At 59.8% G+C, this 20,922-nt stretch carries 21 protein-coding genes; 12 read left to right on the top strand and 9 right to left on the bottom strand.

What is annotated here, in order from left to right:
* Nucleotides 1–18 precede the first annotated feature (18 nt).
* A complete protein-coding gene (gene lpxO, locus OC605_RS19820) occupies nucleotides 19–918 on the bottom strand; it encodes a lipid A hydroxylase LpxO (protein WP_039764006.1) in 900 nt (299 codons plus the stop codon).
* 309 nt (nucleotides 919–1,227) lie between these two features.
* Between lpxO and OC605_RS19815 the strand changes: the two genes are divergently transcribed.
* Nucleotides 1,228–1,662, top strand: a complete 435-nt coding sequence (locus OC605_RS19815; RefSeq protein ID WP_262139004.1) for a short chain dehydrogenase — start codon at nucleotides 1,228–1,230, stop codon at nucleotides 1,660–1,662.
* A 33-nt stretch (nucleotides 1,663–1,695) separates the two neighbouring features.
* On the opposite strand, the gene OC605_RS19810 is transcribed toward OC605_RS19815, so the two are convergent.
* From OC605_RS19810 to OC605_RS19795, 4 genes are all read right to left on the bottom strand, one after another.
* Nucleotides 1,696–2,640, bottom strand: coding sequence for a class I SAM-dependent methyltransferase (locus OC605_RS19810; protein ID WP_262139002.1), 945 nt, complete (start codon nucleotides 2,638–2,640; stop codon nucleotides 1,696–1,698).
* 14 nt (nucleotides 2,641–2,654) lie between these two features.
* The gene (locus tag OC605_RS19805) at nucleotides 2,655–4,022 is read right to left on the bottom strand and encodes an iron-containing redox enzyme family protein (protein ID WP_262139000.1); all 1,368 of its coding nucleotides are present in this window, start codon (nucleotides 4,020–4,022) and stop codon (nucleotides 2,655–2,657) included.
* A gap of 110 nt (nucleotides 4,023–4,132) precedes the next feature.
* Nucleotides 4,133–5,062 (bottom strand): ZIP family metal transporter, encoded by a 930-nt coding sequence (locus tag OC605_RS19800; RefSeq protein ID WP_262138998.1) that lies wholly within the window; start codon nucleotides 5,060–5,062, stop codon nucleotides 4,133–4,135.
* Nucleotides 5,063–5,077: 15 nt separating this feature from the next.
* A complete protein-coding gene (locus tag OC605_RS19795) occupies nucleotides 5,078–6,304 on the bottom strand; it encodes a zinc-dependent alcohol dehydrogenase (RefSeq protein ID WP_186569693.1) in 1,227 nt (408 codons plus the stop codon).
* A 376-nt stretch (nucleotides 6,305–6,680) separates the two neighbouring features.
* Here OC605_RS19795 and OC605_RS19790 point away from each other — a divergent pair, with 376 nt between their 5' ends.
* Entirely contained in the window at nucleotides 6,681–8,267 is a 1,587-nt protein-coding gene (locus OC605_RS19790; RefSeq protein WP_262138997.1) for an ABC-F family ATPase, read from the top strand.
* A gap of 326 nt (nucleotides 8,268–8,593) precedes the next feature.
* Nucleotides 8,594–9,781, top strand: a complete 1,188-nt coding sequence (locus OC605_RS19785; RefSeq protein ID WP_262138995.1) for an MFS transporter — start codon at nucleotides 8,594–8,596, stop codon at nucleotides 9,779–9,781.
* A 130-nt stretch (nucleotides 9,782–9,911) separates the two neighbouring features.
* On the opposite strand, the gene OC605_RS19780 is transcribed toward OC605_RS19785, so the two are convergent.
* Both OC605_RS19780 and OC605_RS19775 read right to left on the bottom strand, forming a co-directional pair.
* Nucleotides 9,912–10,949: an alpha/beta hydrolase family protein gene (locus OC605_RS19780; protein WP_122507326.1), complete on the bottom strand. Its 1,038-nt coding sequence runs from the start codon at nucleotides 10,947–10,949 to the stop codon at nucleotides 9,912–9,914.
* Between the two features lie 167 nt (nucleotides 10,950–11,116).
* Entirely contained in the window at nucleotides 11,117–11,728 is a 612-nt protein-coding gene (locus OC605_RS19775) for an FMN-dependent NADH-azoreductase (protein WP_186569695.1), read from the bottom strand.
* A 126-nt stretch (nucleotides 11,729–11,854) separates the two neighbouring features.
* Here OC605_RS19775 and OC605_RS19770 point away from each other — a divergent pair, with 126 nt between their 5' ends.
* Nucleotides 11,855–12,763, top strand: coding sequence for a LysR substrate-binding domain-containing protein (locus OC605_RS19770; protein WP_262138992.1), 909 nt, complete (start codon nucleotides 11,855–11,857; stop codon nucleotides 12,761–12,763).
* A complete protein-coding gene (locus OC605_RS19765; protein WP_016774690.1) occupies nucleotides 12,760–13,119 on the top strand; it encodes an MmcQ/YjbR family DNA-binding protein in 360 nt (119 codons plus the stop codon). The genes OC605_RS19770 and OC605_RS19765 overlap by 4 nt, the downstream gene beginning before the upstream one ends.
* Nucleotides 13,120–13,238: 119 nt before the next feature.
* Here OC605_RS19765 and OC605_RS19760 read toward each other — a convergent pair whose 3' ends face one another.
* Both OC605_RS19760 and OC605_RS19755 read right to left on the bottom strand, forming a co-directional pair.
* Complete coding sequence (locus OC605_RS19760; RefSeq protein WP_262138989.1) at nucleotides 13,239–13,667, bottom strand: DUF1294 domain-containing protein; 429 nt, start codon at nucleotides 13,665–13,667, stop codon at nucleotides 13,239–13,241.
* Nucleotides 13,664–14,494, bottom strand: coding sequence for an undecaprenyl-diphosphate phosphatase (locus OC605_RS19755; protein ID WP_016774688.1), 831 nt, complete (start codon nucleotides 14,492–14,494; stop codon nucleotides 13,664–13,666). Before OC605_RS19755 ends, OC605_RS19760 begins: the two co-directional genes overlap by 4 nt.
* 303 nt (nucleotides 14,495–14,797) lie before the next feature.
* Between OC605_RS19755 and OC605_RS19750 the strand changes: the two genes are divergently transcribed.
* The 7 genes from OC605_RS19750 (at nucleotide 14,798) to OC605_RS19720 (ending at nucleotide 20,911) form a co-directional block, all read left to right on the top strand.
* Entirely contained in the window at nucleotides 14,798–16,432 is a 1,635-nt protein-coding gene (locus OC605_RS19750) for a methyl-accepting chemotaxis protein (RefSeq protein ID WP_197891562.1), read from the top strand.
* 244 nt (nucleotides 16,433–16,676) lie between these two features.
* Complete coding sequence (gene pnuC, locus OC605_RS19745; RefSeq protein WP_186566713.1) at nucleotides 16,677–17,240, top strand: nicotinamide riboside transporter PnuC; 564 nt, start codon at nucleotides 16,677–16,679, stop codon at nucleotides 17,238–17,240.
* Nucleotides 17,237–17,761, top strand: coding sequence for an AAA family ATPase (locus tag OC605_RS19740; protein ID WP_186566715.1), 525 nt, complete (start codon nucleotides 17,237–17,239; stop codon nucleotides 17,759–17,761). Before pnuC ends, OC605_RS19740 begins: the two co-directional genes overlap by 4 nt.
* A 322-nt stretch (nucleotides 17,762–18,083) precedes the next feature.
* A complete protein-coding gene (locus OC605_RS19735) occupies nucleotides 18,084–18,533 on the top strand; it encodes a hypothetical protein (RefSeq protein WP_024012918.1) in 450 nt (149 codons plus the stop codon).
* A 1-nt stretch (nucleotide 18,534) separates the two neighbouring features.
* On the top strand, nucleotides 18,535–19,107 hold the full coding sequence (locus tag OC605_RS19730) for an adhesin (RefSeq protein WP_122611300.1): 573 nt from the start codon (nucleotides 18,535–18,537) through the stop codon (nucleotides 19,105–19,107).
* Between the two features lie 73 nt (nucleotides 19,108–19,180).
* Entirely contained in the window at nucleotides 19,181–20,164 is a 984-nt protein-coding gene (locus OC605_RS19725; protein WP_133337851.1) for a heme utilization protein, read from the top strand.
* 66 nt (nucleotides 20,165–20,230) lie between these two features.
* Nucleotides 20,231–20,911: a C39 family peptidase gene (locus OC605_RS19720; RefSeq protein ID WP_024012915.1), complete on the top strand. Its 681-nt coding sequence runs from the start codon at nucleotides 20,231–20,233 to the stop codon at nucleotides 20,909–20,911.
* Nucleotides 20,912–20,922 lie beyond the last annotated feature (11 nt).

Here is a 20,922-nt window from a genome sequence, read left to right as displayed (position 1 = left end):
TACTGACACCGCAAGTCTTCAGATCAGAATGAAGATCGCCAGCAACGCGGCAAAAATCGCCCATTTTTCCAGGTAATACCGCGTGCGGTTGCGCTTCTTCAGCTCTTTGCCGCGCAAACGAATCTTGTAGATTTTGGTAAACAAGCGGTTGATGCCGCCAGTCTTGTCCCCCGCATCATTCGGCGCGCCTGCCGCTGACATCACCGTGCGGCTGAACCAGCGGTTGAACGCTGCTGCCCAGCGGTACTTCAACGGCCTTTCAATGTCGCAGAACAGAATGATGCGATTCTGATCCGTGGTGTTTTCGGCGTAATGAATAAACGTCTCGTCGAACATCACCGCTTCGCCATCGCGCCAGTGATAGTTCTCGCCGTCGACGTTGATGTAGCAGCCAGGATCGTTCGGCGTATCCAGGCCCAGGTGATAACGGTAGGAACCGGCGTACGGATCGCGGTGGCGCACCAGCTTCGAGCCCGGTGGCAGCTCGGCAAACATCGCCGCCTTGATCGAGCCGATGCTTTGCACCAGTTCGGTGGTGCGTGGGCACAGCTTCATCGCCGATGGATGGCTGTCGCCGTACCACTTGAGGTAGAAGCGCTTCCAGCCGGTCTTGAAGAAAGAATTGAAGCCGACATCGTCATACTGATTCGAGCGCTTGATCTCGCCGGCACGCAACAGATTCTGGCCTTCCTCGCGAATCTCTTCCCAGTGCGCCTGCAACGGGCTCAGATCGGGAAAGTCTGCCGGGTTCAGATACGGCTTGTTCGGCATCCTGGAAAACAGATAGAGGAAGCAGTTGATCGGCGCGAGGAACGTCGAGTGATCACTCAATTGCCGCCCCAGTTTGTGGCGCACGCGCCCACGCAAGTGAACGTAAGCAATGGAGATGACATAAACAGCGGCAATGATGAGTTTCACGGAAAAGGGTCACACGTCAAAAGTGAACAAACTGCGCGCGTGGCGACCTGAGGCCCAGCGTCTTATGCAGCGGTCTTGATGCACAGGGCGCGTCCTTGGCCCGCGCCGTTTCCGGGCGCTCGGTGAAAGGGTGGCATTTTAGCCACAGTTCGTAACCGATAGTGAACCCTCAACTGTGAAAAACTGTCTTGCGCGTTTGCGTGTAAAGCTCCAGCGCACTTGAACCCATACAAACGCCCGTTGCTCATTTCGATGGAACCACGCTTGGCACGCGCTCCTCTATCGCTTACCAATAACGGAGGAACCCCCATGATCGCCCCAGAAACCGGTATGAAACCAGGTCAGCGCTATCGAATTGAAAGCGTCGAGCGCGCGCCGCAATTCTCTGGCTTTTTTCTCGATGGAAAGTATTACCTGGGACCTGAGTTGCAGACCGCCATTGGCTGGCTTGAAGGGCAAATATTCTTCTACGACCAGCTCGACCCGACCGGTGAGCCGGTTTATCCGGGCAGAATTGCCGGCACGATCGAAGGGCTGACGCTGGTAATGCCGGACGGCTTACGCCTGGAGATCGAAGAAGCGCCTTATCTGGCGGAACCTGCTGCGCCAGTGCGCGCTTCCGTCGGCGGGCGCATCGAGCGTATTTCGCGGCAGCCGATCCGCCCTTCGCCGCTATTGGTAGCCGGGGCTGCGATGTTGGTAGGGGTTTGCCTGCTGACGATCTCGCGCATCAGAAATCGCTGAAGGCCACCGCGCGAGCAGTGGCCCAACTATCGGTCACTGCTCGCGGGTTACCGTCAGTGCGACCACGGCGATGCGCTCGGCGCGCTCGTATTCCGGCTTGAGCAGTTCCTCGCTGAACACATCCGGATCGAGTTCGCGATAAGTCCAGCCAAATCGCTCGCCCTTGAGCAGAGGCGCCACGGCCTCGCGGAACGGATCCTGCCCGGCGACGATCGCCACGCCGGTGTACACCAGCAACGTGCCGCCGACTTCCAGACGCGGCAACGCCTCACGCACGATCCGCACCGACAAACCCTCACCCAGCGCCCCGCCGCCGTGGCGATAGGCGCGCTGTTGTTCGTCGTTCATGTACGGCGGATTGGCGATGATCAAATCGAACTGCCCTTCGACACTGGCGAGCAGGTCGCTGTGATACACCGACACATTGTTTGCGCCCGCCAGCTCGGCGTTAACCGCGCTCATGCGCAGCGCCCGCGGATTGATGTCGACCGCCAGCACGTCGGCATCAGGACGTGCCTTGGCCATGACCACCGCACCGGCGCCGCTTCCGCAGCCGATGTCCACCGCGCGTCTGATCGGCGAAAAGCGTTGCTGCAATTGCGCTTCGATGGCCTGGGCGAAGCGATAAGTGTCGGGGCCGAAGAACACCGCGTCACTCGCCGTCGTCGGGAACGCCGAGTGGGCGAACAACCGGTCATTCAGGGTCGACCAGCGCACATGGCTGCGCCACACCGCGCCATCGCGTTCGACTGCGCCGGCCTGCTCCAGCGTGGCCAGTTCCTCTGCGCGAAGTAGCTCTGAAGGAAACGGCATCGACCAACCAAACACATCGCGCAGATCCTTGGCCAACGGCGTGGCAAAGCGCTGCAGAAATCGTTCGTGAGTCAATGGCGTTGGGGTAATGAAGTGATAACCGCTGTCGAGCAGACGATTGCCCAGCTCGAGCAGCGCTCTGTCCGATGTTTCTTGTGCCGACATGAAGCCTCCTTGTTTCAACGCAAGCGGGCGCGCAGTTGGATGAAGCGACGCGTCGCGAAAAGTCCGGCCGGGCGCCAATGCCGCTGCGGTTGCAGCCAGGGCATCAACAACGCCATTTGCTCGGCGGCAGGTTTGTCAGCCAGGGCCGCTTCCAGATTGAGCAGATCGGCATCATCGTCAACGGTTTCCTCTACCGCAGCTTCGCGGCGCACATAAGGCCGAGGCCGCGAGGCCGGGCAATCCTGAGTGATCCAGTCGCGCAGCAGCTGTTTTTCATAGCCGTTGAACACACCGAACATCGCCGCATCGCTGCCGTCGATCAAACGCCAGAAACGACTTTCTTCCACCGCCTCGCCGCGCTTGATCCAGCTCTTGCGCTCCAGCGCCGAAAGAAACTCGCCCATTTGCCCCGGCGTGGCCAGCCATTGATTGATGGTGCGGTTTTCGATGCGGCAGTAATCGGAATGCATGTGCCGGCCAAACACAGCCTTGCGCTCAAGCATGGCGATGACTTCGTGGTCCAGATCGAACTCTGTGATCACGGCGGTTGTGCCCTTGCCGATGTCATTGAGGCGATAACCGACGGCCATGCGCCGATAGAACTCATCGCGCTCTTCACCCAGCGGCATCAGTTCGAGCATTGATTGCACAGCCTTGCGCGCGTGCCCGGTGCTGGCGTTGTCGATGGTCACATGCAGGCGGAAATAGTGCGGATCGATGCCCAGCTCTGCCAATTCATAAGCACTGATCAGCAGATGCAGAGGCAGTTGTTCGTAGCCGAGATTGAAACCGATAACTTCAGGCAAAAACTGCCCGCCGAAACGTCCCAGTGCCAACTGCACCGCGCCTTGCAGAAAATACTCGTCGGCAAGACCGCTCAGATCGGAGCAGTCATGCTCGGCGAGCAGCTTGCGATAGATCACCACATGATTCTGCCGTGGCACGCCCTCGCCCAGCTCTTCAAGATAGGTATCGAGTAAATCGTCGAAACGCGGGTCCTGCCACTGCGGCAACAGCCCGGCCAACCAGGCGCCATCGACCTCTTTGGTCGGTGCCACATGCAGAATGAAATACAGCGCGTGGGATTTGTTGCGGAAATAGCGGCGCGGCGCGCCCTGCTGACGTTGCTCAAGGTAATCGGCGTACTCGGCCGCCACGCTGGCGCAGCGGGTTTCCGACCATTGCAGCAGGTCTTCGGCGCTGGCCGGCAAATCGTCAGACAGCGCAGCCGCCTTGCTCAGTTGCCGGCGCAGAAAGTCCAGTGCCGCGCGATCAACCGTGGAGTCTTCCGCCAGCAATCGGTCATAGAGCCGGCGCTCGGTATCCGCCAGCGTGGATGTTTTACCCGAAGACTTCCTGGTCGGGATTTCGATCAGCGACATGACTCATTCCCCTGCGTTATTGGCATTGCCTATAAACGAAAGAGTGATTGGCGCTGAAAAAAATTCCTTTTTTGTGCGGGGCGATGCGCTCAGTGGTGTGCGCCGGTTGGCTAACCCAAAGCCGTGTCGAGAAACATCATCACGCCGAAGCCGAGCATCAGTCCGAGCGTGGCCGGTGTTTCGTGGCCGTTGCGGTGAGTTTCCGGAATCACTTCGTGGGATACCACGAAGATCATCGCACCGGCAGCCAGGCCCATTGCCACCGGGAAGCCCAACGCGAAGCTGTTGGTGATGCCCAAACCGATGATCGCGCCCAACGGTTCCATCAATCCTGAAGCGGCGGCAATCAACGCTGCACGCACTGCGGAAATGCCCGTCACGCGCAGCGCCAACGCCACAGCGAGGCCTTCGGGGATGTCCTGAATGGCGATCGCAGTGGTCAGCGGCAAGCCGATTTTCATGTCGCCGGTGGCGAAGCTGACGCCGATCGCCATGCCTTCCGGCAGGTTGTGCAGGGTGATCGCCAGCACGAACAGCCAGACCCGATTGAAGCGCTTGGCTTCTGGGCCGCGCCGGCCGCTCTTTTCATGTTCGTGGGGAACGAAACGGTCGAGGCCGACCATCAACGCTCCGCCCCAGGCCATGCCGCCCACACCGACGGCACCGGCGAGCATGGGACTGCTCACCGCCTCCTTCGCCGCCGCAATGCCCGGCAGGATCAGTGAAAAGGAACTGGCTGCCAGCATCATCCCTGCCGCAAACCCGAGCATGGTGTCTTGAGTTCGCGAAGTAATCGCGCGCAACGCCAGGGCGAGCAACGCACCGATTGCCGTCGCGGCAAAACCCGACAGCCCGCCGAGAGTCGCGAGGCGTAGCGTGTCGCGGCCGGTACTGACCAAACCGGTGTAGCCACTGATCAACAGCAACACGGTTACACCGACCAGGGTCAGCCAGAAAATGCGCCCTCCCCAGCCCGTACGCGAAAGGTTCATGAACCATGCGCGTACGGGGGCGGCGAACGAAGATGACGGTAGCGCCATGAAAACTCCTCGGTTTCAGGTGGCCGGTGCGAACGGCGTGGTTTCATCCAGTTGCGCCAGCGGAACATCGCTGCCACCCGGGGTCAGAATCACCTTGCGGCATTCTTCCTGCTTTTTATTGAAGATCTTGTAACCCTCGGCCGCCTGCTCCAGCGACAGCCTGTGAGTGATGATCGCTTCGGGCTGCAACTTGCCGGTTTCGATGTAGCCAAGCAGCTCCGGCAGAAAACGCTGCACATGAGTCTGGCCCATTTTGAAGGTCAGGCCCTTGTCAAAAGCGTCGCCGAACATAAAACCATGGATGAACCCGGCATATACGCCCGGAACGCTGACCACGCCGCCACGGCGTACAGCGGCGATGCACTGGCGCAAAGCCTTGCCGCTGCTGCCTTCAAGCTTGAGTGTAGCCATCACCGTTTCGGTGGTGCTGCCCTTGGCTTCAAGGCCGACGGCATCGACCACGGCATCGACGCCGCGATGGCCGGGAGTCTGGCTGGTAATAGTGTCGGCCGGGTCATCGTCTTCATCGAAGTTGATCGGAATCACGCCGTAGGTGCGCTGGGCATAATCGAGGCGGTACTGATGGTGATCAACCATGAAGATCAGCTCAGCACCGAGCATTCTCGCGCAGGCTGCGGTGAGCAAACCGACCGGCCCGGCGCCATAGATGGCCAGACTCGAACCCTGTTGGACGCCGGCGTTGATCACGGCTTGCCAGGCAGTCGGCAGGATGTCAGAGAGAAACAGTACTTTCTCGTCCGACAGCGTGCCCGGCACCTTGAACGGCCCGGTATTGGCTTTCGGTACCCGCACCAGTTCCGCCTGGCCACCGGGAATTCCGCCATACAGACGGCTGTAGCCGAACAGCGCTGCTGGCGGCGGAATCATTTTCTTGTTCAGCGCCGCGCCAGGGCCTTCATTGGTGGTCTCGCAGGCGGCGTAAAGCTCTTGCTGGCAGAAGAAGCAATCGCCACAGGCGATCACGAACGGAATTACCACGCGGTCGCCGCGCTGCACGGCCGTGACGGCTGGGCCGGTTTCTTCGACGATGCCCATGAACTCATGGCCAAAGATATCGCCGTGCTCGACGGTGGGTATTTTGCCTCGGTACAGGTGCAGGTCCGATCCGCAGATGGCGGTAGCGGTGACGCGCAGGATGATGTCGTCGGCGGCTTCAAGTTTCGGGTCCGGTACGGTTTCGACGCGCACGTCATGGGCGCCGTGATAGGTCATTGCTCGCATGGCTTGGTCCTCACTCGTTTGAACGAAAATGGCTACTGCTCCACTTTCCGAAGTGAAAATGGCCGAGTGAGTTCATTCGGGTTTTCGAGATTTTGATCAGCGGATATCGGTGACTTCTCGGACGAGCCGATGCGTACGCCCGTTTGCCTGCCATATAACTGCCGTCTGAGTTATGCGACAATGCGCGCCAATGTCCAACAAGAACCCCGTACTCGTCGCTCAGCAGCTTGCCTTCAACGGCCCCAGTTGCGGACGGCTTATGCGCGTTGGCTCAACTCAAGCACAGACTGGGGGGAGCTGGAAAAGCTCCAGATTGGTATTCAAGTCCGGTACCAGGCACCACAGACCAGCTCTAACCCATTGATAGGTAAGGTAATTGATCTCCACAGCTAACATCACGATGCAGTTTGGCGCCAAGCCGCTGTTCGAAAACGTTTCGGTCAAATTCGGCGCAGGCAATCGCTACGGCCTGATCGGTGCCAACGGTTGCGGCAAGTCGACCTTCATGAAAATCCTCGGCGGCGATCTCGATCCGTCCGGCGGTCAGGTCATGCTCGAGCCGAACGTGCGTCTGGGTAAGCTGCGCCAGGATCAGTTCGCCTACGAAGAATTCACCGTGATCGACACCGTGATCATGGGTCACGAAGAGCTGTGGAAGGTCAAGGCCGAGCGCGATCGCATCTATTCGCTGGCGGAAATGTCCGAAGAAGACGGCATGGCCGTCGCCGAGCTGGAAACCGAATTCGCCGAGATGGACGGCTACACCGCCGAATCCCGCGCCGGCGAATTGTTGCTGGGTCTGGGCATTCCGATGGAACAGCATTTCGGCCCGATGAGCGAAGTCTCGCCAGGCTGGAAGCTGCGCGTGTTGCTGGCGCAGGCACTGTTCTCCGATCCGGAAGTGCTGTTGCTCGACGAACCGACCAACCACCTGGACATCAACACCATTCGCTGGCTGGAAAACATCCTCACCCAGCGTAACAGCCTGATGATCATCATCTCCCACGACCGTCACTTCCTGAACAGCGTGTGCATACACATGGCTGACCTGGATTACGGCGAGCTGCGTCTGTTCCCGGGCAACTACGACGAGTACATGACCGTGGCGACCCAGTCCCGCGAGCAACTGCTGTCGGACAACGCCAAGAAGAAAGCGCAGATTTCCGAACTGCAATCGTTCGTCAGCCGCTTCTCGGCCAACGCCTCGAAAGCCAAGCAGGCCACCTCCCGCGCCAAAGCGATCGACAAGATCCAGCTGGCCGAGGTCAAGCCTTCCAGCCGCGTCAGCCCGTTCATTCGTTTCGAGCAGAACAAGAAGCTGCACCGTCAGGCGGTCATGGTCGAGAAAATGGCCAAGGGTTTCGATGGCAAGCCACTGTTCAAGGACTTCAGCTTCCAGGTTGAAGCCGGCGAGCGCGTTGCGATCATCGGCCCGAACGGTATCGGCAAGACCACCCTGCTGCGCACCCTGGTCAACGAACTGACCCCGGACGCCGGTAGCGTGAAATGGACCGACGCCGCCGAACTGGGCTACTACGCTCAGGATCACGCTCACGACTTCGAAGACGACGTCACCCTGTTCGACTGGATGGGTCAGTGGACCCAGGGCGAACAGATGATTCGCGGTACTTTGGGCCGGATGCTGTTCTCCAACGACGAGATCCTCAAGTCGGTCAAGGTCATCTCCGGTGGTGAGCAAGGTCGCATGCTGTTCGGCAAGCTGATCCTGCAAAAGCCGAACGTGCTGATCATGGACGAACCGACCAACCACCTGGACATGGAATCGATCGAGGCGCTGAACCTGGCGCTGGAAAACTACCCGGGCACGCTGATTTTCGTCAGCCACGACCGTGAGTTCGTATCGTCCCTGGCCACACGCATCATCGAGCTGAGCCCGAACGGCGTGACCGACTTCAGCGGCACTTATGACGACTACCTGCGTAGCCAGGGCGTCGTGTTTTAAAGGCAGCTGCGAGTTTCCAGCTGCAAGCTGCAAGTTAAAAGCCCTGTCCGTGTGACGGGGCTTTTTGCATTCGGCGGTTGGGAATTGTGGGTGCGCAGATAATCGCGAGCAGGCTCGCTCCCACATTGATCGTTCCCACGCTCCGCGTGGGAATGCAGCCCGGGACGCTCCGCGTCCCAACAGCGGACGCAGAGCGTCCATGGCGGCGTTACCACGCAGAGCGTGGGAACGATCATTAAGGCGAAGTAGTTAGCCTGCTTTCTTTTATCCCGGCCCCGCGCCATGATGTCGGCAACTCTCCCACCGCCGCCCGCGAACGAGTGCTCATGTCTGCGCAGCCACTGCCACCGCAAAGCTCCCTGGCGATCACCCTGCAGATCGTCTCCATCGTTTTCTACACTTTCATTGCCTTTCTCTGTATCGGTTTGCCGATTGCGGTATTGCCCGGTTACGTCCATGAGCAACTGGGTTTCAGCGCGATCATTGCCGGCCTGGTGATCGGTTCGCAGTACCTCGCCACCCTGCTCAGCCGGCCAATGGCCGGGCGCATGTCGGACACGCTCGGCACCAAACGGGCGATCATTTATGGCTTGTGGGGGATCGTGCTCAGTGGCGCGCTGACGTTGCTGTCGACCTTGCTGCAAAGCTTTCCGCTGACCAGCCTGTTGATCCTGATTGCCGGGCGCTTGCTGCTTGGTATTGCCCAAGGCCTGATCGGCGTCGGCACCATCAGTTGGTGCATGGGCCAGGTCGGTGTCGAGCACACCGCGAAATCCATCGGCTGGAACGGCATCGCCTCTTACGGCGCGATCGCCATTGGTGCGCCGCTGGGCGTGGTGATGGTTGCCGAATATGGTTTTGTCAGCCTTGGCCTCGCGCTGTCGGCGTTGGCGGCAGGTGCGCTGTGGTTGATCCGCAACAAGCCTTCGGTGCCGGTGATTCGTGGTGAGCGCCTGTCGTTCTGGGCGGTGTTCGGCAAGATTGCGCCGTACGGCACCAGCCTGACGCTGGCCTCGATCGGCTACGGCACGCTGACCACCTTCATCACCCTTTATTACCTCAACCGAGGCTGGACCGGCGCGGCGTACTGCCTGACCGTGTTTGGCGTGTGTTTCATCCTGTCGCGGCTGTTGTTCATCTCGGCGATTGCCCGGTTTGGCGGGTTTGCCTCGGCCATCGTTTGCATGTCGGTTGAAACCGTCGGCCTGGTGATGTTGTGGCTGGCGCCCTCCACTGCGTATGCGTTGATCGGCGCAGGGCTGGCCGGATTCGGGCTGTCACTGGTGTATCCGGCGCTGGGGGTGGAAGCGATCAAACAGGTGCCGAGTTCCAGCCGTGGTTCGGGGTTGGGGGCTTATGCGGTGTTCTTCGATCTGGCACTGGCGATTGCCGGGCCATTGATGGGCGCGGTGGCGTTGAATCTGGGCTATTCGTGGATTTTCTTCAGCGCGGCGTTGTTGTCGGTGACCGGGTTGGGCTTGACCCTGCTCCTAAAGCGCCGCGCGACCTTATGAAACACCGATCCCCTTGTAGGAGCTGACGAGTGCAACGAGGCTGCGATCTCTTGATCTTCAAAGCAAAATCAAAAGATCGCAGCTTCGTTGCACTCGTCAGCTCCTACAGGAATTGGTGGCGGCGATGAAGTTATTGATCCGCCGTCTGCATCCCCGCCCGTGTCGATCTGCCCAGCGCATGAGCAAAAAACCGTCCGGCCTCGGAGATCAGGTTGCGATGAATATCCTCGCGATCCACCCCGTCGGCATCGGTGCACAACGCCGGCATGGCGCGGATCTGCTCTTCGGTGCACGGCGCCATGAACACGAAGTGCCCTGCCCCGGCGAGCAGTTTGAAGTCCGGCGCAGTGGGCAGTTTGCGCGCCAAAGCCGCAGCGTTTTTATCGAAGGCCACCAGTTTGTCGCCGTCGCCGCTGTAGAGCAGCACCGGTACGTGCACATCGGCGAGGGTATGGCGGCCGAATTTCAGGCTCAGCGGTGCCATCAGCAATAACGCGTGAACCCGTGGATCGGCCACTGGCTGCAAGTCATCGCGATCAACAATCAACTCGCCCTGGGTGTTACAGGCGTCGTGATCGTCCGGGCGTTCCTGACAATAGCGGCGCAGACGATCCAGATCCGGTTGCGCCCCGGAAAGAATCAGCGCGGTTTCGCCACCGGCCGAATAACCGATCACACCGACCTGTTCAGCGTTGACGAACGGCGCCAGCATGTTGTCGGCGAGAGTCGCGGTGATCGCTTGGGAAATCTGGATTGGCCGCCCGTAGAGATTGCTCAACGTGCCAAGTCGGCTGTGGTCGCGCCAGTTGTCGCCGGGATGAATCACCGCCACCACGACAAAACCCTTGCGCGCGAGCGACGTCGCCAGATCATGCAAGGCCAGCGGCGTGCCGGTGTTGCCGTGGGACAACATCAACATCGGAAAGCGGCCGATGGCGACCTTAGTGTCCTCACCAGCCTCTACGGAATAGCCCTCAAGCAAACTCATGTGCTCGCGGTCACTGGACGGGTAGAAAGCGATGGCGCGCATCGGTTGCAGGTCGAGCGGGTCGAGAAAGGTCATCTCGTGATAACCGACGCTCCAGACAGGGTGGCGCCCCGGTGCGGCCTGCACTGAATTCAGGCTGGCCAGCAGGCAAATCAGCAACAGTGCACAAAGATGCCTCATGAATGCCCCACTCTGTCGGACCACATCGTCGGATGTGCTGAAACTGCATAACCCGGGCCAGATTATGTAACAGCCGGAAACAAAAAACTCCGTATTCGGCCCTTGCGGAACCAGAATACAGAGTTTTTTTGGGGTTACCTGAACATCAGCTGTTCTTTACGCAAGCCTTATGCGGCGGCGAACAGTTGCTCGCTGATCTTCGCTTGCGCAGCGCTCATGGCGTTGTTGCGCACTTCTTCGCCATAGGCCAGACCTTCAGCGCGAACGATTTCGATATCGGTGATGCCGAGGAAGCCCAGCACCAGCTTCAGATATTCTTCATGAGCGATGCCGCTGGCCTGACCGGCATGAATGCCACCGGAAGTCGACACGATCACCACTTTCTTGCCGCCGCAGAGGCCTTCAGGGCCGGCTTCGGTGTAGCGGAACGTCTGGCCGGCGACGGCAACGCGGTCGATCCACGCTTTGAGCTGGGTTGGAACGGTGAAGTTGTACATCGGCGCGGCAATCACCACGGCGTCGGCAGCGATGAATTCGGCCAGGGTCGAAGCGCTCAGCTCGGCTTCGTGCTGTTGCGCAGCGTCGCGCAGTTCGGCGGTGGTGCCGGCGGCAACCAGCGTGGTCGACGAGAAGTGGCTGATAGCGTCGGCGGCCAGGTCGCGGTAGGTGACCACGGCGCTCGGCTCGGCGGCTCGCCAGGCGTCGACGACTTGACGGCTCAACTGACGGGAAGCCGAGTTGTCGCCGAGAATGCTTGAATCGATGTGCAACAGTTTCATGTGGGTTCTCCTGAAAGAATCGCCTGTGGCGACGGAATGGAGACAATCCTACGCAACAAACCAATAGGTGATTAGTCGCCGACAATGCGATAGTTCGTCCCATTGATAGAACGACTGGAAACGCGCATGCAGGACCTCAATGATCTCTACTATTTCGCCAAAGTGGTCGAGGCCGGCGGATTTGCCGCCGCCGGGCGCCTGCTCGGCATTCCCAAGTCACGCTTGTCCCGACGCATTGCCGAACTGGAAGAACGCCTCGGTGCGCGTCTGTTGCAACGCACCACCCGCCAACTGAATCTCACTGCCGTCGGTGAACGCTATTTGCGTCACTGTCAGGCGATGTTGCTGGAAGCGGAAATGGCTGACGAAGCGGTGGCGAGCATGTCCAGCGAACCGCGCGGGCGCTTGCGGGTGTCGTGCCCGACCGGCCTTGCCCATGAAATGCTGCCGACGGTGATCAGCGACTTTCTTGGCAAGTTTCCTCAGGTGCAGCTGGAAGTCGTGCTGCTCAACCGCCGGGTCGATCTGGTCACTGAAGGCATCGATGTCGCTTTGCGTGTGCGCGATCACGGCGATGAAGACCCGTTGCTGGTCACCCGCCGCTTGCGTCAGGCGCAAGCGGTGGTGATCGCCAGCCCGACGTTCATGCAAGGCAAGATCATCAATCATCCGCAGGACCTGAAAACCCTGCCGGTACTGGGCGCGCTGGAAGCCGATCGCATGGTCCATGTGCGCCTGCTCGATCAGCAAGGCAAGAGCGTCGATCTGAGCATGGAAGCGCGGCTGGGCATCGATGACTTCGTGGTGCGCAAGGCCTGCGTGCTCGCCGGTCAGGGCTTTACCGTGCTGCCGATGATGTTCTGCGAAACCGAATTGCGTAACGGCACGCTGGTGCAAGTGCTACCGCAATGGTCATTGCCTGGCGGCTGGCTGCAAGCGGTGTACCCGCACCGGCGCGGGGTAATGCCGGCGGTGCGCGCATGGATCGATCACCTGGTCGAATCGTTCAATGCCTGCGGGGATAGATTTCTATGAAACAAGGAAGAATGAGCGAAGCCGAGGTCGCCGAGTTTTGTCTGGCCCTGCCCGGCGCCCGGGAAGATTACAAATGGGGCGGCGTACGGGTGTTCTCGATTGCCGGCAACAAGATGTTTGCCTTGCAAGGATTACGTGGTGATTCGCTGGCGTTCAAGGTCGACAAGGACCTGTTTCTCGGCCATTGCGACCGCCCGGGGATTCATCCGGCGCCGTATCTGGCACGGGCGCAGTGGATCATCATGCACCCGCCCTACCCGCTGGGTGCCGAGGAATTGCAGGGACTGTTGCAGCGATCGCATCAACTGGTGGTGAGCAAGTTGCCTAAGAAAACCCAAATCGGCCTGCTTTTGTAAGCACGCAGACCCTGTGGGAGCGAGCCTGCTCGCGAAAGCGGTTTGTCAGGCGACTCATCAGCGAGGATGAGATTGCTTTCGCGAGCAGGCTCGCTCCCACAGGGGATTTTCGGTGGACGTTAAATCAGCGACAGCAAGTTCGATCCGAGGAAAATCTGGTCAATCCAGAACACCTGATGCAGCAGCACAATCACCCAGAACAGAATCTGAAACGAGACCTTGCGCGTCTTGTGCCGAAACACCTGCTGGGCGATCAGCGCACCCGGCCAGCCCCCCGCCAGTTCGACCGCATGGAGGATATTCTCCGGAGTGCGCCAGGCATCGGCGCGGGCCTTGCGCTTGTCGGCCCAGTACAGAAAGAACGCCAGCACACTGACAATCCCGTACGCCGCCAGCGGCACGCGCGAGATGCCGCTGAGCCACATCGACAGCGAGCCGAACAGCGGCAGCGCGCAGATGATCAGCAACACCGCAAGCTTCAATTTCAGATGCTGAACGCGCCCGCCTGAAGGTCGCCCCTCCGGGCGGCGCGTGCGGGAATCGTTCATGCCTTGGCCGCCGACCAGTCCACCCAGCCGAACTGCCAGGTCGCCAGAATGAACAGGCCGAACGCAATCCGGTACCAGGCAAAGGCTGCGTAGCTGTGGCTACCGATGAACTTGAGCAGGCCGCGCACAGCGATCATGGCGAAGATGAACGCCGTGACAAAACCAATGGCGAACACCGGAAAATCCGCCGGCACAAACAGGTCGCGGTATTTGTAGCCCGAATACACCGCCGCACCGACCATGGTTGGCATGGCGAGGAAAAACGAAAACTCGGTGGCGGTCTTGCGCGACAGGCCAAAGAGCAAGCCGCCAATGATCGTCGAGCCGGAACGCGAGGTGCCGGGAATCATCGCCAGGCATTGCGCGAAGCCGATTTTCAGCGCGTCGGTCCAGCGGATCTCGTCGACGGTTTCGGCGTGGACTTCATGTTGGCGCTGTTCGGCCCACAGCATGATGATCCCGCCGATGACCAGCGCCGCCGCCACGGTGATCGGGTTGAACAGGTATTCGTGAATCAGATCGGCAAAGATCACCCCCAGCACCACGGCGGGCAAAAAGGCGATCAGCAGGTTGGCGGTGAAACGCCTGGCGCTCGGCTGGGTCGGCAGGCCGATCACCACGTCGAGGATCTTGCGGCGAAATTCCCAGACCACGGCGAGGATCGCGCCGAGCTGGATGATGATGTTGAACGCCATGGCCCGTTCGCCGCCGAAATTCAGCAAGTCGGCGACGATGATCTGGTGTCCGGTACTCGAAATGGGCAAAAACTCCGTCAGCCCTTCTACAACTCCTAGAATCAGTGCCTGCAAGGCGGTCCAAAGATCCATCAATCCCCCAGAGAGCGATGCGCGCGGGCATGCCCCGATAGTATTTTTTCGTTCACTGCGTCCAGCGTAGCCGGTAAAAGCTGTAGCGATTGCGCGCGCACAGGATCCACACGAAACGGTAAAAATTCCGTGAAATATCAAAACCGGATTCAGGTTTTCGCGCGCGGGGCCGAAATCCTAACAGACAAGCCTTAATAGCGCTCCCGCGTTAGGCGGCTCAAGTCGCGCAATCGCAAGCCCACAGCGGTGGCTGGATGCTGGCGATCGTTTATTACAAGAACAAGAATCCGGAGTGACAGCGTTATGAACAGCTTGCGCAGTGTGTCGATCAGCCGACGCTTGTGGCTCATCTTGATTGTGGCGGTGGTCATGTTGCTGACCTTGGGCGTGCTGATGCTCAAGCAGATCCACGACGACCTCTACCACGCCAAGGCGCAGAAAACCCAGCACGTGGTGCAGACCGCCAGTGGCCTGCTGAATTATTACCACGGCTTGGAAACCGCCGGCACCCTGACCAGGGATGCCGCGCAAAAGCAGGCGCTGACCGCGATCCGTGGCCTGCGCTATGACCAGAGCGACTACTTCTGGATCAACGACCTCACACCCGTGATGGTCATGCACCCGACCAATCCCAAGCTCGAAGGCCAGAATCTTTCGGCGATCCGCGACCCGGACGGCTTTGCGGTGTTCAACGAGATGGTCGCCATTGCCAAGGCCAAAGGCGCGGGCATGGTCAATTATCGCTGGCCGAAACCAGGGGCGACTGATCCCGTTGCGAAGACTTCGTACGTGAAATTGTTCGAGCCATGGGGCTGGGTAATCGGTTCCGGGGTTTACGTCGACGATGTTCAGGCGGAGTTTCAGGAACAAATGATCAAGGCATCGGCGATCGGCCTGGCGATTGCGCTGATCATGGCGCTGCTGGTGATCCTGATCGCACGCAGCATCGTCCGTCCGTTGCAAGAAACCGTGAATGCCATGGCGAACATCGCCAGCGGCGAAAGCGACCTGACCCGCAGCCTTGATACCCACGGCAAGGATGAGGTCACTGAACTCGCCCATCACTTCAATGCCTTCACCGCCAAGTTGCGCCGGGTGATTGGTGACCTGCAGGTGTCTGCCAGCGCTTTGGGCCAGTCTTCCAGCGAACTGGGCAACGATGCCTCGCAAGCGCAGCAGCGCAGTCAACAGCAGTCGCAGCAGATGGAGCTGGTGGCCACGGCGATCAACGAAGTCACCTACGGCGTGCAGGACGTGGCGAAAAACGCCGAGCACGCCGCCGCTGAAATGCGCGACGCCGAAGCGCAGGCGCAACAGGGGCAGATCAACATCGACGGCAGCTTGCAGCAGATCGACAAGCTGTCCGGGACGATTGACCAAGCGGTTGAAGTGATCCGCACGCTCGCTGCCGAAAGCACGCAGATTGGCAGCGTGTTGGAAGTTATTCGCTCGATTGCCGAGCAGACCAATCTGCTGGCCTTGAACGCGGCGATTGAAGCGGCGCGTGCGGGTGAACAGGGTCGCGGGTTTGCCGTGGTGGCCGATGAGGTGCGCTTGCTGGCCCAGCGTACACAGAAATCGACGGCTGAAATCCAGTCGATGATCGAGCGTTTGCAGAATCACTCGGAGGCTGCGGTGAAGGTGATCGGCGACAGCAGCAAGGCTTCGCAACTGACCATTGAACAGGCGGGGCTGGCCGGGGCGAGCCTTAATGCGATTGGCCAGGCGTTGCGCAATCTGAACGGACTGAATGCCTCGATCGCCAGCGCCACGTTGCAACAGGCGCAGGTGGTTGAGGACATCAACCAGAACGTGACGCAGGCGGCCGGGCTTTCCCATAGCACCGCGCTGGCAGCTGAGCAGTCCAGTGCAGCCAGCCTGCGGCTTGGGCAACTGAGCGAACAGCTCAACGGGTTGCTGCGCCAGTTCCGGGTCTGACCGGTCACCGAGGTGAGCCCACCCCTCATCGGAACGCCGCCCGCCCAGCCTTCTCCCCGAGGAGAGGGAGCAGATCACTGGGCTTTTCATGATCTGCGTTCGACGCGATATTCCAGGTCGGCGTACCTCGACCAAACAACGCGGTCAGTTCCCTCTCCCTCCGGGAGAGGGTTAGGGTGAGGGGCTTTTGATCTGACTAATGCAGTACAATCCGCCCCCTTCTCAACTCCCCCAAGGATCCGCCATGTCCGGGCTTGAACTGTTTGCCGCTGCCCTCGGTGTCATCGCCGTGTGGCTGACGGTCAAGCAGAATCCGTGGTGCTGGCCGATCGGGCTGGTCATGGTGTTGCTCTACAGCTGGATCTTCTTTGAGGTGAAGCTGTATTCGGACATGTTGCTGCAAGTCATCTACGCCGCGCTGCAAATCTATGGCTGGTGGCAATGGACCCGCGCCGGGACGATGCATGACGGTCGCCAAGTCACCCGCCTCGATACACGCTCGATTCTGCTCGGTCTTGGCATCGGAGCGATCGGCAGCCTGTCGCTGGGCGCGGCGATGGCGCATTGGACCGACGCCGCACAGCCGTGGCTCGATGCAGCGCTCACCGGTTTCAGTCTGGTGGCGCAACTGTGGATGGCGCAAAAACGCCTGCAATGCTGGGCGTTGTGGTTCGTCCTCGATGTGATCTTTGTCGGCCTGTTCATCTATAAAGGCCTCTATCTGACTGCTGCGCTGTACGCGCTGTTTACCCTGCTCGCCGTGCAAGGCTGGCGGGAATGGCGTGCCGATCCGGCGTTGCGCCCATGAAAGTCGTTGTTCTCACCGGCCCGGAATCCACCGGCAAGAGTTGGCTGGCGGCAGGGTTGGAGCAGCGTTTCGGCGGCGTGCGCGTTGATGAATATGTGCGTCGGTTCATTGAGGAAAATCCCCGCGACACCTGTTTGGCGGATATTCCTGATATCGCCCGGGGTCAGTTGCGCTGGGAAGATCAGGCACGGGCGAAGCTGCCCGCGCTGCTGATCCTCGATACGCATTTGCTGAGCAACATCCTCTGGAGTCAGACCCTGTTCGGCGACTGCCCAGACTGGCTGGAAGCGGAATTGCTTGCGCGTCATTACGACCTGCACCTGCTGCTGTCACCGCATCAGGTCGACTGGGCCGAAGACGGCCAGCGCTGCCAACCGGATCTTGCGGATCGCATGGCATTTTTCGAAGCCACGCGCGCCTGGTTGATTGAGCATCAGCAGCCATTGCAAGTTATCGAGGGCAATTGGGCCGAACGGCACGCCCAAGCCTTTGCGGCGGTCGAGCTTCTGCTGTCCAGTTGAGCCGCGTTGGGACGAACCTGTCCGTTTTTGAAACACTCCTCACCGCGCAAAGCCCCCGTCCAAACGCTGTTCATCACTCCGTCACGTCACCTGTTACGCCGATGAAACACATCGGCGCAAACCCTTGCTCCAGAGCTTTCCGACGTAAAGCACCGTTCAAGCGCCCCTGCATGTGTCTCAGCACTGAAACAGTACCCGCTTTGAGCATTCCCGGAAAACACCTAACCCGTTGAAATAACGAGACAATTCAAAACCGGCACAGCTTTCGCTCTCTCCTTCACAACGCTGAATAACCCAGCCCACTGAAGAAGGAATTGCAGCCGTGGGGAATTTCAATAAAAGCCTGACCTGCCTCCTGCTGATCGGATCAGCCGCCAGCGCATTGATCAGTGTCAGCGCCCAGGCCGAAGGCAACGGGGTGATCGTCCTCAACCGCGACGTTCAACCCATCCCGATCGGGCGCAACGGCGGCAAAGATCCCTATCCAACCACGGTCAACGCCAACCCTTCGGCGCGGATCAACCAGACCCTCAGCAGTACCGAACTCACTGACGGTGATTTCGCCAGCGTCGCCAGCGGCTCATCGATTCGCGGCAACATGACCACGCCCAGTTCCAACCTGCCCGGCATGAACACCCTGACCAATCAGAACGGCCTGCCCGGTATGCGCACGGGCAGCGGCGGCGGCTCCGGGGCGTCGATCTCCAACACGGTCAACAGGGCGATGAGCACCGGGCTGGCGCCTCTGACTCGCATGGCCGGAGGCCAATGACATGAATCGCACCCTGCTGCTTCTCGCCCTGCTCGGCTGCACCAGCGCCATGGCCGATTCGGCTTCAGTGAACAAGGCCAATATTCAGGATTCCGGCGCGCAGTATCGCGGCAACTTCAACGTCAACCAGGCTGCCGGTGACCAGATGCAACAGGCCAACACCAAGGCGATTGCCATCGGCACCGAAGCCCATGCCACCACCAACGTCAGGCAGACCATCGACACGCGCGCCAGCCGCGCCATCGACGCGAGCGCCAACATCGGCGGCAACTCTTTCAGCAACGGCAACGGCATCCTCGGTGTGAACCAGGGCGCCGGTGCCAACAATCAAATGGCCAACGTTACGCGCGTCAGCATCAGTGCCGGCCCGCAGAGCGTTGACGACAGCGCCCTTTCACAACAGAACGTGGCGTTTTTACCGAGCTCAGGAGCAACTGGTACCTCAATCGGCAGTCGCCAGGTCACCACCAGTGATCAGGCCTTCACCGGCAGCCGCGGGGTCATCCAGGTGAACCAGAGTGCCGGGGTGGGGAACCGAATGGCTAACACCCTGAGCATCCGGGTCGCAGACTGACCCAAACAAAAAGCAGTGCAATTAGAAAAGTCCCAACACTTAACCAACTAATAAGCACGACGGAGAAACAACCATGAAACCTACAATGGCTCTCAAACCACTGGTTTTCGCACTCGCAGCAGTGATGGCAATGGCAGCACAGGCCGACGGTCGTGGTAACGGGCATGGCAATGGACATGGCAACGGTCACGGCCAGCCACAAGGTCCGAATCTTGAACAACTGCTGCAAATCACCGCAGGCGCCGGCGCCGCTGTACTCGATGCGCAAAACAGCGACGGCAACGTGGTGAAAAACCAGGGCACCCTGAACAACGCCAATGCCAGCGACTCGCTCAACGGCTCCAACGGCAACATGGGCGCCAACGTCGCCGCCGGCGACGGCAACCAGCAGGACAACGCTGCTGCACTGGCCACCGCTGACGAAAGCTTTATCTTCGGCAATGCTGTTGCCGCCTCGAGCGCGACTCAGGTGAACAACAACAACTACGTGAAAAACTCGTCCACCTTCAACAACGCCACGCTCAACAATGCAGGCAACAACGGTTCCGGCAACATCGGCATCAACGTGAGCTCGGGCAACTTCAACCAACAGAAAAACAACCTCGCCATCGCCGTTTCCGGTGGTCGTGTAGCGCAGGCTGCCGCTTCTGCCAACCAGTCCTCGACTGGCCTGGTCGTGGAAAACAAAGGCGTGCAGGCTTACAAAACCGACACCCTCACCGGTACTTATGCAGCCGCTGGCGCGTTCAAAGCCAAAGGCACCGCGACCATCGAAGACGACAACCACGGCGGTTGGGGCAACCGTGGCGGCGGCCATGGCGGCAACGATGATCAGAAAGCCAAGTTCGAAGCCGTGGGTACTTTTGGCCTCGCTGGCGTCACCACCCAACAAGTGTTGACCAAAGATGGCTGGAAAACTCCAGTCGTCAACAACGCCAACATGACCAACTCGATGAACAACTTCTCCGGCAACGGCGGAGCCAACGTCTCGGCGGGTGTCGGCAACCAACAAAGCAACTCGCTGTCCATCGCCGCAGGTTGCAAAGCCTGCATGTAATCGCGATCGAAACGAAAGCCCCGGCAACGGGGCTTTTTTCCCAGGTTCCACAAGGCGTATTCGATCATGCGGACCCCTGCCCTCCTCGCTCTGCTTTGTCTGTGCGGCCTGACTCAGGCAGCCCAGATGCCGGTCGCTGCCCTGCCGGGTGGCGTGCTGGTCTACAAGGACGTGCAAAGCATTCGTGAGCGCAAGTTTGCCGACATCGTTGAACAGAAAACCGATTTCAGCTGCGGCGCAGCCGCACTGGCAACGGTTCTGCGCCAGGCCTATTGGCTCGACGTCGATGAGGAGCACATCATCAAAGGCATGCTGGTCAACGCTGACCAGGACCTGGTGCGAACCCAGGGTTTCTCCATGCTCGACATGAAGCGCTACGTAGAAAGCATCGGCATGCGTGCCCGTGGCTACCGGATCCCGCCCGAGAAACTCGAAGCGGTGACCATTCCGGTGGTGGTCCTGATGGACATTCGCGGCTACAAGCACTTCGTCGTCCTGCAGCGTTCGGACAAGGATTGGGTTTACATCGGTGACCCGGTTCTCGGCCACAAGCGCTACAAGCACGACGACTTTGTCAAAGGTTGGAACGGCATTGTCTTTGCCATCGTCGGCCCCGGTTACGACAAGGCCAACGCCTTGCGCAGCCCTCCCGTGCCGCTGACGGCGAAGAACTCGCTGGACAGTTTCAACCCGGTCAAAGATGCAGAATTGATGGATTTCGGGTTCATTCAGAGCGACTTCTTTTAATCGCCGAGTTA

It is taken from the genome of Pseudomonas sp. Marseille-Q5117, from assembly GCF_946901175.1.
Classification (GTDB): domain Bacteria; phylum Pseudomonadota; class Gammaproteobacteria; order Pseudomonadales; family Pseudomonadaceae; genus Aquipseudomonas; species Aquipseudomonas iranensis.
Note: the sequence above shows the minus strand (reverse complement) of the source record. Positions and strands in the feature narration are given on the sequence as shown.